This is a genomic window from Rothia mucilaginosa (assembly GCF_001061665.1).
Classification (GTDB): Bacteria; Actinomycetota; Actinomycetes; order Actinomycetales; family Micrococcaceae; genus Rothia; species Rothia mucilaginosa_A.
In genome coordinates this window covers 35,648-48,636 of the sequence record NZ_JVSP01000003.1, presented here as the reverse complement: position 1 = coordinate 48,636, position 12,989 = coordinate 35,648, and the positions used below count along the sequence as shown (strand labels likewise).

General features: G+C 60.3%; 12 protein-coding genes, 1 tRNA gene and 1 rRNA gene. 6 read left to right on the top strand and 8 right to left on the bottom strand.

All coding sequences use genetic code 11. From position 1 onward, the window contains the following. Positions 1-90: 90 nt before the first annotated feature. Both ADJ95_RS02525 and ADJ95_RS02520 read right to left on the bottom strand, forming a co-directional pair. On the bottom strand, positions 91-1,827 hold the full coding sequence (locus ADJ95_RS02525) for a cation:proton antiporter (protein WP_049332273.1): 1,737 nt from the start codon (positions 1,825-1,827) through the stop codon (positions 91-93). 249 nt (positions 1,828-2,076) lie between these two features. Then, a complete protein-coding gene (locus tag ADJ95_RS02520; RefSeq protein WP_049332272.1) occupies positions 2,077-3,111 on the bottom strand; it encodes a hypothetical protein in 1,035 nt (344 codons plus the stop codon). 292 nt (positions 3,112-3,403) lie between these two features. Between ADJ95_RS02520 and ADJ95_RS02515 the strand changes: the two genes are divergently transcribed. The 5 genes from ADJ95_RS02515 (at position 3,404) to ADJ95_RS02495 (ending at position 7,997) form a co-directional block, all read left to right on the top strand. Further along, positions 3,404-4,006 (top strand): TetR/AcrR family transcriptional regulator, encoded by a 603-nt coding sequence (locus tag ADJ95_RS02515; protein ID WP_049332271.1) that lies wholly within the window; start codon positions 3,404-3,406, stop codon positions 4,004-4,006. A gap of 243 nt (positions 4,007-4,249) precedes the next feature. After that, positions 4,250-5,647 (top strand): galactokinase, encoded by a 1,398-nt coding sequence (locus ADJ95_RS02510; protein ID WP_049332270.1) that lies wholly within the window; start codon positions 4,250-4,252, stop codon positions 5,645-5,647. A 449-nt stretch (positions 5,648-6,096) separates the two neighbouring features. After that, positions 6,097-6,300 carry a hypothetical protein gene (locus tag ADJ95_RS02505; protein ID WP_049332269.1) on the top strand — a complete coding sequence of 68 codons (204 nt, stop codon included), beginning with the start codon at positions 6,097-6,099 and terminating at the stop codon, positions 6,298-6,300. A 556-nt stretch (positions 6,301-6,856) separates the two neighbouring features. After that, complete coding sequence (locus ADJ95_RS02500) at positions 6,857-7,177, top strand: glutaredoxin domain-containing protein (protein ID WP_049332267.1); 321 nt, start codon at positions 6,857-6,859, stop codon at positions 7,175-7,177. A gap of 1 nt (position 7,178) precedes the next feature. Continuing rightward, complete coding sequence (locus ADJ95_RS02495) at positions 7,179-7,997, top strand: shikimate 5-dehydrogenase (RefSeq protein WP_049332265.1); 819 nt, start codon at positions 7,179-7,181, stop codon at positions 7,995-7,997. 344 nt (positions 7,998-8,341) lie between these two features. On the opposite strand, the gene ADJ95_RS02490 is transcribed toward ADJ95_RS02495, so the two are convergent. The 3 genes from ADJ95_RS02490 to ADJ95_RS02480 all read right to left on the bottom strand — a co-directional run bounded on the left by ADJ95_RS02490 (position 8,342) and on the right by ADJ95_RS02480 (position 10,704). Further along, on the bottom strand, positions 8,342-9,154 hold the full coding sequence (locus ADJ95_RS02490; RefSeq protein ID WP_049332263.1) for a rhomboid family intramembrane serine protease: 813 nt from the start codon (positions 9,152-9,154) through the stop codon (positions 8,342-8,344). Positions 9,155-9,211: 57 nt separating this feature from the next. Beyond that, positions 9,212-10,027 carry a rhomboid family intramembrane serine protease gene (locus tag ADJ95_RS02485; RefSeq protein ID WP_049332262.1) on the bottom strand — a complete coding sequence of 272 codons (816 nt, stop codon included), beginning with the start codon at positions 10,025-10,027 and terminating at the stop codon, positions 9,212-9,214. A gap of 149 nt (positions 10,028-10,176) precedes the next feature. Then, positions 10,177-10,704 carry a peptidylprolyl isomerase gene (locus ADJ95_RS02480; protein ID WP_049332259.1) on the bottom strand — a complete coding sequence of 176 codons (528 nt, stop codon included), beginning with the start codon at positions 10,702-10,704 and terminating at the stop codon, positions 10,177-10,179. Positions 10,705-10,875: 171 nt separating this feature from the next. On the opposite strand from ADJ95_RS02480, the gene ADJ95_RS02475 reads away from it, so the two are divergent. Next, the gene (locus tag ADJ95_RS02475; RefSeq protein WP_049332256.1) at positions 10,876-11,211 is read left to right on the top strand and encodes a hypothetical protein; all 336 of its coding nucleotides are present in this window, start codon (positions 10,876-10,878) and stop codon (positions 11,209-11,211) included. 201 nt (positions 11,212-11,412) lie between these two features. Here the strand turns inward: ADJ95_RS02475 and rrf are convergent. From rrf to ADJ95_RS02460, 3 genes are all read right to left on the bottom strand, one after another. Beyond that, positions 11,413-11,529: ribosomal RNA gene (rrf, locus tag ADJ95_RS02470) — 5S ribosomal RNA — on the bottom strand. Between the two features lie 3 nt (positions 11,530-11,532). Next, positions 11,533-11,605: transfer RNA gene (locus tag ADJ95_RS02465), tRNA-Ala, on the bottom strand. A gap of 114 nt (positions 11,606-11,719) precedes the next feature. Next, positions 11,720-12,742, bottom strand: a complete 1,023-nt coding sequence (locus ADJ95_RS02460; RefSeq protein WP_152691691.1) for an acetamidase — start codon at positions 12,740-12,742, stop codon at positions 11,720-11,722. Positions 12,743-12,989: the final 247 nt, after the last annotated feature.

Sequence of the window (12,989 nt, the reverse complement as noted above, 5' to 3'; positions counted from 1 at the left end):
AGTCTTCCTTATTCCCTACTCCAGGGCATATATACCCCGGAGCGGGAATCGGTAGACCTACCAACCGGCCGTCGGCCTTCTCCAGAGAGGTTAGGAGCCCTCCCCCACGGAGGGCAGAGGCGAGGCGGGCGCGTTCTTCACGACCGGGATGTTCTGGGTGCTCGGGGCGTCCTGGTGCTTCTTCCAGAGGTTGTAGCGTTCCAGGGCCACGGCACCGGCCGTCATTGCGGGCAGAATGAACATGCCGGAGGAGCGGATACTCTCGGCCTGCGCCAGGATGTCCAGCTTGCGGATGACGCGAGTCACGTCGTGGGAGTCGTAGCGGTCCTGAGCCGAGATGACCTCCTTCTGCGCGGCGACGAGGGCGGCGTCGCGCAGGCGCACGAAGTCGTTCCTCTTGCCCTTAACCTTCTCCATGTGCTGCTTGTATTCTTCGGGCAGTGCCTCGCTGATTTCGTCGCGGCGGGTAATGGCGGCGCACATTTCCTGCACGCGGGCGTAGGTCTCAGGGTCGGTGGTTGCCTTCGCTTCTGCCTGCAGCGCCTCCAGGGCGGCGACCTGCGCAATTTGGAGCAGCTCGGGTACGGCAGTTTCTTCTTCGTGGTTGGATTTCACACCCAGGACCTTCACGAGCATGGGCAGGGTCAGGCCGGGTAGCACGAGGGTGAAGAAGAGCACGGAGAGCATCATGACGATGGCGTCCTGGCGGACCTGTTCGGTGCCGTTGACCACGGGGATGGACAGGGCAAGAATCAGGGTCACGAGGCCTCGCATGCCGGACCAGGTCATAACGATAACTTCAGCAAAGCTTTCGGGTGCACCCTCGTGGATGGGGTTCTTGCGTCCTGCCAGCCAGACGATGGTGAACCAGATGAGGCGCACCAGGATGGCGACCAGTGCGACCAGGGCACCGTCAGCGAAGAGGCTTGCGATACGGGAGGGGTCGGCGGTGGCGATGATACTACTTGCCTGCAGGCCGATGAGGCCGAAAGCGACACCGGTCATGAGCAGCTCAATAATCTGCCAGAAGGAGGTGGAGGAGAGGCGTTCTTCCGCTTCGAGTGCCGCCATGTATTTGGTGCTGGTGAACTGGATAGCGCCGATGACCACGGCAATAACGCCGGAGGCGTGCACGCTTTCAGCAGCGAGGTAGGCGCCGAAGGGGATCATGAGGGTCACGGCGTTGCTGGTGACCACGTCGTGGGCACGCTGGCGAACGTAGCCGCCAAGCCAGCCGAAGATATAACCAATAATGACCGCGAGGATCGAGCCGAGCACGAAGTCCTTGGCGACCGAGAGCGGCTCGATGTGGTGGCCGCTGGTCATGGAGTGGATTGCGGCGTGGAAGAGAACGATTGCGATAGCGTCGTTGAAGCTACCTTCGGTCTGCAGAGTACCGATGAGGCGGCGGGGGATGCCGACGGGCTCAGCGACTGCTTCCACGGCGACGGGGTCGGGCGGGGAGACGGCGGCACCGACGGCAAGGGCGACGGCGATGGTCATACCGGGGACCCACCACATGGCTGCGCCGGCAATTGCCAGGGCGGAGACGGTGGTGAGAAGGACCGAGTAGAGCAGTACGGATCTCCAGCGGCGGCGCAGGGTGCCCCAGGAGAATTTAACGCCGATGGCCCACAGTAGCGGCGGAAGGAAGATCGGCAGGATGATGTCGCTGTCGATAGTAAGATCCGGTCGGTTGGGGATGAAGAGCGCGGCGGTGCCGAGCAGGGTCATCATGACCGGCCAGGGGAGGTTGAGTCGATCACCAATGCTGACCATGAACACGGTCGCAATCAGGATGATGACAATAACGGAGAGGTAAAGCATTGGTCCGGTGTTGTTCCTTTCGCGCGGCTAGGGTTAGTCGGCTACGTCTTTCTACTCTACCGGAGGGGCTCATTCCGCTTTTCGGATATGGGGGTTCTGCAGCGTTTATTGTGGTGTTGTTTACCTCTAAGCCTAATGCTCTTTACGGAATATAGAGTTTTCCCCTGAATATCTCTGCTTTTCAGCAGGTTATTCAGGGGAAAATTCTATTTTTGGAATATATTGCTTGGGGTAGCTACCTCTAGCGGATTACTTAGAGCCGCACCCACCAGCACCGCAGCCGCAACCGCCAGCGGGAGCTTCCTCCACGACCGGCTCGGGCTCGTCGTGGCCGCCGCAGCAACCACCCTTTTCTTCCTTCGGCTCGTCGTGGCCGCCGCAGCAACCGCCCTTTTCTTCCTTCGGCTCGTCGTGGCCGCCGCAGCAACCGCCCTTTTCTTCCTTCGGCTCGTCATGGCCGCCGCAGCAACCGCCATCACCGTGGGAGTGGCCGTGAGCCTCAGCCGGAGCTTCAGCGGAGGAACCGCATCCGCCCGAGCCGCAACCGCAACCACCGGCGGAAGGTGCCGGCTCCTCGTGGCTACCGCAGCCACCCGAGCCACAGCCACAGCCGCCACCGTCGACCGAACCGCAGGCGGAGCCGCGCGCCTCGCGGTGACCCATCAGGTCAACACCGAGGTCGGAGAGGTAACGCAGGTAGCCAGCGAGGGCATCGCGTCCACCGGTGCCGGAGATGACAATGCCGCCGTGGCGCAGAGACTTCAGAATCTCGTTGACCATGGGCCACTGCTCAATATCGTCGGTAATGGTAATGGCGCTGACCACGTGCATGGCCAGGGAAGTCAGCGAGCGCAGGGACTGGTCGTAACCCTCGGGCAGGTGAATCACCTTGGAGGGGGCGGCCAGGCGCAGAATCGACAGCACACGCATGAGCATCATGGGCACAGCGTTCTTCGGCAGCAGTACGGTCACGCCAATAGCGGGGGAAGCGGCAATGCGCTCAATGGTCTCGGCCAGCTCCTCAGAATCAATGTCGCGGGAGATGTCGAGAACGTCGTAGGAGTCCACGGCAATGGAGCGGGTGCCTAGAGCGTCGGCAAGTTCCTCGTTCTCGGTGTGGACAGCAATCATGTTGCGGAATTCGTTGCGGCGCAGAATGGAGGCCGCTTCAATCAGGGCGAAGTCCTGACCCTCCCCGTCCACCAGGAGGGTGTGGATCTCATCGCGGGTCAGGGGCTGTTCGGAGCCCGCCCGCTCGATTAGTTCAGAAAATGCATTGCTCATACCGGCTATTAAACACCCGTGCGCCAGGGATGCGCTCGCGAGGTTCGCCTGCATTGGCGGTTTTTAGGGGCTCCGGGAGCATTTTTATGCCCAGAGCGTGGCATATCTCGTGCCACTCAACTTCTTAGGAGCGCCTAATATCGAAGTCGCTTTTAGAACGCGAAACGTTTATTTCTGAGCCGTGAGAATCACCAATTATTACACCGCTTCTCTCGCGTAATTTACGTGTTTTCTGTTTTCCAGCCGGTGCATGATGTCAATGACGGAGCGCCAAACACCCTAAAATAGAGACGTGGTACTTTCCCGTGAAAAGATTCTAGATACCGCCTACGAGGTCTTGGCGACCTACGGTCTGGCGGACCTTTCGATGCGCCGCCTCGCTCAGGAGCTTCACGTGGCTCCCGGTGCCCTGTACTACCACGTGAAGAATAAGCAGCAGCTACTCATTCTGCTGGCGGACTACATCCTGGCCCGCGCCCCGAAGTCGATGTCGGAGGAGGCCGAGCCGACGGTAGAGGCTGTGCGTGCCTCCATGATTCAGCGCGGCGACACGCTCTTCTCACTGCTGTACCCCATCCGCGAGTGCCCCGAGGTGGTGCGTCTGAGCCTGGCTCTGCACCCGCGGGAGCTGAAGCCGGTGGTGGCGATGGCTCACGAATTTCAGTCGCTGGGCATGGGCCATGCTGAGGCATTGCGCCGCGCCCGCCTGCTGACCCACACCGCGCTCAGCCTGGTGGAGGAATACCAGACGCTACCGCTCATTTCCCCGCAGGAGGCGGTGGCAAGCGGCGATGTTCCGCTCATCGAAAATGCTTTTAACCGTTACCGCAGGGATCTACAGTCGGCCATCGACACGATGATGGTTGTTCAGCCCCCGTACACTCAGGAGGACTAAACTCCGTACTCGCCCCACTCAGCCTTCTATTCGTAGGCCCCGCACCGCTACGGCGCGGGGCTTTTGCGTCACCTAGCGTCCAAGCGCTCACCACCCAAACCGCCCGTGACTCGAGCCAGAACGTCCCTCTGCCGTAGTCTAGAGGGGATACCTCTGCGCCGAGTTGCGTGTTCCGGACGTATTCGTCACGGGGAGGTACGCACAGATTCCGTATGCCCCGCGGGGCGTAAGCGAGGTGTCCCCATGTCCATGACCGCTACTGCCCAGTGGGCGGCCTTCCCCAGCCACACCGCGGAGATTGCCCGCGTCCGCGAGGAGTTCATTACCGCCTACGGCTACGAGCCGGACGGCGTGTGGTCTGCGCCGGGCCGTCTGAACCTGCTGGGCGAGTACATTGACTTTCTGGGGGGCTCGTGCCTGCCTATGCCTCTGCCCTACCGCACGTATATTGCGGGTGCTCTGCGCCGCGATGGCGTGCTACGTGCTTCCTCACTGCAGATGCCGGGGGACGAGCGCACGGTTGTGGTGCGCGATATCCAGCCGGGCCATTTGAAGGGTTGGTTCACGTACGTGGCGGGCGTGGCCTGGGCGATGAATCAGGAGGGCGGGCGCGACATCATGCTCCCCGACGCGTTCGGCGCGGATCTTCTCATCAACTCTCGCGTTCCTGTGGGCGGCGGCCTGTCTTCCTCGGCCGCGCTGGAGTGCTCGACGGCGCTCGCACTGCTTGAGCTTTCGTGCCCCCTGCGCCCGGACTGCTCGGAAACGGATGCAGCCCCGGCCGATAATGACACGCTGCGGGCCCGCCTGGCTCAGGTGTGCATCACGGCCGAGAATAAGGTGGCGGGTGCGCAGACGGGCGGCCTGGATCAGACGGCGTCGCTGCGTTCTTTCCCGGAGCAGGCGCTTGTGGTGGATTTCCGAGACTTTTCGATTGAGCCGGTGCGAGTGGACATCGCCCAGCACGGTCTGAGCTTTTTGGTGATTGATACGAATACCCCGCACGAGCTGACGGACGGCGGATTTGCGGCTCGCCGCGCGGCCTCCGAGGCATGTGCGGAGGCCCTGGGCCTGCGTTTCCTGCGCGATGCTCTGCCGGAGGACCTCTCCTGTAAGGGTATGGATGCGCGTACCGCGAAGGCGTGGCGCGCCGACCTGGTGGACTCTTCGGTAAACCGCGCGCTGGATGCCCTGGAGGACTCGGGGCGTCCCTGTTCGTTCCCGCGCGGCTGGGTGCGTCACGCTTTCCACGATATGACGCTGGTGGGTCGCGCGAGCTACCTGCTGCAGCACGCAGACGAGCTGGGGTTGGCGGCTTTTAAGGAGGCCGGCCGCATCTTTACGGAGTCGTTTGTGTCGATGCGCGATGAGCTGTGCGTTTCCCGCCCGGAGATTGACGAGGCGGTGCGCGTGTGCCTGGAGCACGGGGCGCTGGGCGCGCGTATTGTGGGTGGCGGCTTCGGGGGTGCTGTCATGGCACTTATCCCGACCGAACGCCTGGAGGAGGCGGCCCAGGCGGTGGCGACGAGCTACGCCGTGCACGGCTACGCGGCCCCGCGTTTTTTGCCGATGACGGCGGGCTTTGCGGCTTCGCACGACTGGTCGGCGGCGACTGATATGACCGATATTCCCGTGAACTAGATGCTCGCAGAGTACCCTCGCCACGGTTTCCCGCGCCTCGATTTGAAGGGGGAGCTTGCGATGCGCGCGGGGCGGTGAACCCCGCTCTTTCGGGCGTTAGCCCGTCGCGTGCGGCACACACAACGGTTTTGAACACCACTCTTATCTGAAAGTTTCCTGCGAGTTTTATCTCACCGCCCCGCTCCCCCGCCCCGCAGTAACCCCTGGATAAGCCACGATTGTTTGAGCATTACTCAAAAAATAACCCGCCAAACAGCAACCTGACTCTTCCTGCTTTCCTACATGGGTAAACTTATCGAGAAGGCCAGTCTGTAAGCCATAAAGTTTCACCGCGGCGAGCGCCGGGCGATTTAGGCAACAGGTTCTTTCGCACATCATATTCCGGTTCTCCGTTGGATCCGGAATATACCTCATATGAGAGCGCGCGATTGCGCAGAGAGGAGACCCGCATGGGCCTCGACAACATCAAGAACACCGTTGAGCAGAACCTCGACAAGGTCAAGGAGGCAGTTGAGCACGGTCTGGACAAGGCTAAGGAAGCCATCAACGACAAGGCCGGCAAGGACGTTGTCAGCAACGAGCACGTTGCCAAGGTTGAGGACGTCATCAACGATAAGATTGACGAAGTTTCTCAGAAGCTCGGCGACAAGTAAGCCTCTTTTCCGCACTTTGCGGTTATTTCGGGATGCGGCTTGAAGCATCCCACGGTTCTCCAGGGTTTTGAGCTCCGCATCAGCGTGGTTCAAAGGCCCTGGAGAATCCTTCTGTTCGGATGCGGTTGAATACCCCGTGTCCGGTGGGCAGCCTTCAGACGGGCCGTCCCCTCTAGGTTTTCACTCAACCACCAACGGTGGGGTTCCCACCTCGTTTCGGGTGCTTCCCATCGATGCTGCACCCGAAGCATCACTCAGCAGCGGCATGCTCATTGCCGTGTATCGCTCTCCTTCTCATCTCTCACTCTCGCAAGCGCCCGCGATATCTCGCGCCTGTGCACGCCCCGCGTTCCTGCCCCTGCGGCTTGGAGCACGGGGTGTGCGCCGTTAACGCCCCGTCTTCCCATTCGCTGGCAGAAGTTCCCCTTTAGAAAATCCGCAAGCTCAATTCCGCTCACCGGGATATGCTTTAAACGGTAAGTATTAGCGCGCCCGGGCCGGGCTCTCCCGCGTGATTCACATAATCCGTCCGGCGCATCCAACACACGGAGGAACTATGCTCGAACGTCAGCAGTCCAGCCAGGAGCAGGCCCGCGAGGTTATGAAGAACGGCGGTGTCGTCATTTACTGGCGCCCCGGCTGCCCCTACTGCGAGGCTCTGGACGCCAAGCTGGGCGACCTCGGCAACTACGCCACCTGGGTCAACATCTGGGAGGATCCGCAGGCTGAGGAACACGTCAAGGCGCTCAACGAGGGCAACGCCGTCGTTCCTACGGTCGACACCGGCGACACCCACTTCGTGGTGGCCGACCTGGTGAGCCGCAACAAGGTAAAGAAGCTGATCGAGAACACCCTCGACTCCGGTAGCGAGGCCTAAAATGGGTCGCCCTCCGCTGAATCGTGATACGACCGTCTGCATTTCGCTGTCGGGCCGCCCGTCGAATCACGGCATCAAGTTCCACAACTACCTGTACGAGAAGCACGGGCTGGATTACCTGTACAAGGCGATGACCACCACCGATATTGAGGGCGCTATCGCCGGTGTGCGTGCGCTGGGTATTCGCGGCTGTTCGGTGTCTATGCCTTTCAAGCAGGCTGTTATCCCGCTGATGGACGATATGGACCACTCAGCTGCGGTGATTGGTGCGGTGAACACGATTGTGAACACCGACGGCTTCCTGAAGGCGTACAACACTGATGTGATCGCGGTGGCCTCTCTGCTGCGCTCGCACAACGTGGATCCCTCCCTGCCGTTCCTGTTGCGCGGGTCGGGCGGCATGGCCGCTGCGGTGGCTGGCGCCTTCTTCGATGCCGGTTTTGCGCAGGGCATGATTATCGCGCGTAACGAGGAGACCGGCCGGGCGCTGGCTGAGCGTTACGAGTACGCGTGGGCGCCGGAGGTAGGCAACCTGCGCGCACCGATTCTGGTGAACGTGACCCCGATTGGCATGGCGGGCGGTGAGGAGAGCGAGGAGCTGTCCTACCCCGAAGAGGCTATCGCCGAGGCTCAGGTGGTCTTTGACGTGGTAGCGATGCCCGTTGAGACCCCGTTGATTCGCGCGGCTCGTGCGGCCGGCAAGGAAGTTATTCACGGTGGTGAGGTGATTGCTCTGCAGGCTGCTGAGCAGTTCCGCCTGTACACCGGCGTGGAGCTCACTCCCGAGGAGGTTGAGGAGGCGGAGGCTCAGGCGAACTAGGTTCGCACCCGCCGCTTCTTCGCCCCGTGAGGGGCTCGATACGTGAAAGTGCCCGGAAGATTGATCCTTCCGGGCACTTTTTTGGTTTCTCCGGTGCGTAGCACCGGAATTTTTTGTAATTACACACACCCTGGTATTTAAGATTTTCCACATCTGTGGAGAAATCTGGGGAAAACTCTTACACCCGTGTAATTCACCCCGTGTAATTCGGTTGTTTTAGCCTGTATTCACAGGTTTTAAACATGTACTCACACTCGTGGAATTACACGAATGTAGTTATACACAGTGTGGAAAACCTCTGTGGATAACCCTCGTCTGCGGCGGTTTTCCGCGGATTTTCAGGCTCAATACCTGCCGTTGAACCACCGTCGCGGGCTCTGCTGCTGCGGCTCCGAAGACTCGGGCTTCTTCACGAACGGGATAATCAGCAGGGTTGCTAGTGCGCCACTGACAAGACCGCCAAAGTGTCCCGCGTGAGAAATATTCGGGTGGAAGAGGCTCTGCACAACGTCAATACCCATGAGCAGAATAAAGAGGCGCGCTGTGTCCTTCTGCTTCCGAAGAAGCAGAAGGACGAAGAACGCGCCATAGAGGCCGTACACACCGCCTGATGCGCCCACGGCACCACGAGAGTAGGCGAAGAGGTACACACTGCAGCCGGCACCCACGGTAGCCGCCATATATACGAAGAGGAACTTCCACCGCCCCATCATGCGTTCGAGGGACACACCGAAGATGAAGAGGTAAATCATGTTCCACACCAGGTGCATCGGGTCAGTTTGCGAGTGCACAAACCCGTGCGTGATCAAGCGGTAGTACTCGCCGTGGTGAACACGGGGACCAGACATCATGCCGAGATTGTGTACCCAACGGAATGGGATGATTAGCTGCAGACCGTACACCACGATGTTAATCAGAATGAGCGTGTACGTAATATGCCAGTGACGGGCGATGAAGGAACGCTTCGGTCTCGATGCACCCCCGTTGAGCTCGCTGTAGCAGTCGGGGCAGACCACGCCCGCATCCAGAGCCGTCTGACATTCACCGCAGATGGTGCGGCCGCAGCGTCCGCACCGGGTATAGCTGACGCGGTCGGAGTGGTTAACGCAGACCGTGGGGCTCTGCCCGTAATTCATGTAGTTGGGAAAGTTCTCCACAGACCCTCCAATGATTTTGTGCCGGATTTTCCGAAGATTTTCCGCGGATTTTCAGGCTCAGTACCTGCCGTTTTGCCACTGCTGCGGGCTCTGCTGCGGCGGCTGAGAAGGCTCAGGCTTATCCACAAGCGGGACAAACAGCAGGGTCAGCAGCACGCCACCGACAAAGCCACCGGCGTGGCATGCGTGGGAGATATTCGACGGGGTCAGAATGCTATAGATGATGTTCGGGGCAGTAATCATGACGAACACTCGTGCAGTGTCCTTCTGCTTCATGATGATTAGCAGGGTCAAGAACGAGCCCATGAGGCCGAATAGACCACCGGAGGCACCCACCACACTCGTTCCAGGAGCCAGCACGTACACGCCAAGGGCACCAAAGATGATAGAGCCCAGGTACACCACAAGGAACTTCCAGCGCCCTATCATGCGTTCGAGAGACACGCCGTAGATGAAGAGGTTAATCATGTTCCATACCAGGTGCATCGGGTCGTTCTGCATGTGAAGAAAACCGTAGCTGATGATGCGGTAGTACTCGCCGTGCTGGACGTAGGGCCACCAGATGTTGCCATGCCTAACCACCCATTCGTTGGGAATGATCTGTTGCAGACCGTACATCACAACATTAATGAGAATGAGCGTGTACGTAAGGTACCAGTGACGGGCGATGAAGGAACGCTTCGGCTTCGCGATGTCCCCGTTAAGCTCGCGGTAGCAGTCGGGGCAGACCGTACCGGCTCCCTGGTTCATCTGACATTCACCGCAGATGGCCCGGTTGCATCGTCCGCACCGGGCGTAGCTGACGCGGTCGGGGTGGTTGGCGCAGACGGTAGGGGTCTGCCCGTAGCCGGAGTAGTTGGGAAAGTTCTCCACTGAATCTCCAAAGATTTTGTGCCGGATGGTTCGGAACGGTGTACAGGCCATATAAGTTCAGGGGCCCGCCGGAAAAATCCTGGCGGGCCCCTGAACTATATGTGTTTTATCAACACACCAGAACGCTCCACGAGCCTTCTGAAGGGGTTTTAGAGCTTCTCGACGTCAATCGAGGAGATGACGACGTCCTTGACCGGGCGGTCCTGGAAGCCGGTCTCAACGCCCTCAATAGCGTCGACAACCTTCTTGGATGCCTCGTCAGCGACCTCACCGAAGATGGTGTGGCGGCCGTTCAGCCAGGGGGTCTCAACGGTGGTGATGAAGAACTGGGAACCGTTGGTGCCGGGGCCGGCGTTAGCCATTGCCAGCAGGTAGGGCTTGGAGAAGGAGAGCTCGGGGTGAATCTCATCCTTGAACTGGTAGCCGGGGCCACCAACGCCCATGCCCAGGGGGTCGCCACCCTGAATCATGAAGTCCTTGATGATGCGGTGGAACACGACGTCCTTGTACAGGGGGGTGTTCATGATTTCACCGGTGCGGGGGTGCTTCCACTGGCGGGAACCGTCGGCCAGGCCGATGAAGTTCTCGACAGTCAGGGGTGCGTGGTTACCGAACAGGTTCACGACGATGTCACCGTAGTTGGTGTGGATAGTTGCCTTAGCAGTTGCATTAGTCATGGCTCTATTGTGGCACGGGCTGGCGCTCATTCGCCATACAACGTGTTTTTTCGCCCCGGGCGCACTGTCGGGCGGGCTTTTTAGGCCGGAATTGAATATCCTGAGAGGTGAACACTACGCGCGTCTCGGTGATTCTTACCGCCGCGACGCCCAACCGATGGAGGTCACCCCATGTTCTGCTGCAAGAAGCGTAAGGCCCGCAAGGCTGCTAAGGCCCAGGCTGTCGTCTCGTCCCTGGCTGCCGCTGAGTCCTCGCTTGAGGGCAAGGCCGCTGAGCTTTTCGCCGAGAAGCTGACCGGCAAGAAGAACGCCCTGAAGAAGGCCCGCAAGGCCACCGCAAAGACCGCTCGTGCCGCGGAGAAGGAGCTGGCACGCATCGAGCGCAACGGCGGTAAGCGCCCCCGCAAGGGTCTGGCTTTCCTGGGCCTGGTTGTGGCGCTGGGTGTCGCAGGCGCGGCCGCATACAACGCTGCTCGCCCCGTTGAGGATCCTTGGAAGAACGCCTAAACGTTCTTCCCGCCTCTAGCGCGTATCTAGCTTGAACGGCCGCTCTCCGGATGATTCTCCGGAGAGCGGCCGTTTTGCGTGCGTGGGATAAGCGTGGAGGCGTGGTCACGTGTGAAGCCGCCACCTTGCTTCCCCGTAGCGATATCCCGGATACGCGAAGAACCCCATGTCTTTCGACATGGGGTTCTCGGTTCAAAAATAAACCGGCAACGACCTACTCTCCCACACCCACAAAAGTGCAGTACCATCGGCGCGAAGAGTCTTAGCTTCTGGGTTCGGAATGGAGCCAGGCGTTTCCCTCTTGCTATAATCACCGGAAAGTGGAGGCGAGGGGACTCGAACCCCTAACCCTCTGCTTGCAAAGCAGATGCGCTACCAATTGCGCCACGCCCCCGTGGTGCCCTACCAGTCTATACCAGCGGTTCGGACATCACCAAATCCTCGCGGACATTTTTTTCGTAAGACCCATCACAGCATCGCTAAGCCTCCTCAAAGGGAAGCCGACGCGCTACGCTCCCGTGATGACCTCGCCGGGCACATTCGCCTCACGCTTGGACACCGCGTTCAGCGGCCCAGACTCTTCCTGCAGGTAGCGGCGAATGGCTTCCTTCAGCTTCTCTTTTGCCTGCTCGTCCTTCGATGAGGGGCTCTTAAACCCCAGCTTAAGGGCGTCGTCCCGTCCGGCGGCTGGGTATTCCTGGCGGGCGTTCCACGTTAGCGCGAAAGTTGCGAGGGTGCTCAACTCAGCGGGCGTGACCGCCCTATCCAGAGCATCGGCCGCCACCGCCACGCGGGCCGGTTCCGCAACGCTCACAGCAATCTTCGTCTCGCCACCCGAGGGCACCTTCACCGCCTTAGAGATGGCAATCTGAGCGTAGAGCTGTATCTGCTTCACACGCTCCTCTGAGGTGCCCAGACTGCCCAGGGCGCGGAAGCGACGAACCACGTTGGCATACTCGCCCTCCTCGATGACCGCGGTTAGGCGTAGCTCGTCCGCCATGGCGATCCCCTGGGTATAGTCCGCGTTGGTTCCCAGCGCGGCTGATGCATTGAGGAGCTTGAGCCACTGCTCCCGGTCAAGGGTTGCCGAATCGTTCACACGCAGCGGGGCGACCGGAGTATTGGTGCACTGGCTACCCCCATGCGGGTCGTTAAACGGGTCTATACCGCCGTAGGTGACGCTCAGACGCTGTATTGAGCCGTAAACCGATAGTTGGGCCAGCGCCTCCGCAGCGGCCGGCAAATCCGCTTGTGCGGCTTCCGTGAGCGCTAGGGAACCCACCAGTCGCAGATTCTGCTCTTCGTTCCCCTTACCCACGTTAATACGCTCCAGCGATTCAATGCGCAGGTAACGGGTATCGATATTTTCGCGCACACGACGCTCGCGGCGAGCCAGCAACTTTTCTACGGAAACCGTGACGGCGGCATCCTCACCCAGAAGGCCGGTAGCGGCGATGCGCGGTGCCGTAGCGATAAGACCACCCGCCAGGATGACGCCACCGGTCAGCAGCAGGGAACGTCGGGGAACCACCAGGTCGCGCCCACGCCGCTTTGCGGCGTCTCCTACGGCCGCGAAGCGACCTCGCGCGCCGGTAGATTTGTCCGATTGACGAGATTCGGGAATCTGCGAAGAAGACATCGAGCCTCCGGGGATGAGCGACGGTCGAGGACCGCACAGAGTGAGAGATAGCGGAGTAAGAATACACCGATGGGACGTCAAGGTGACGGAGCCTAGAGCGAGAGCCTGGACATAGAAGAGGCCTACCGGACGAATTATT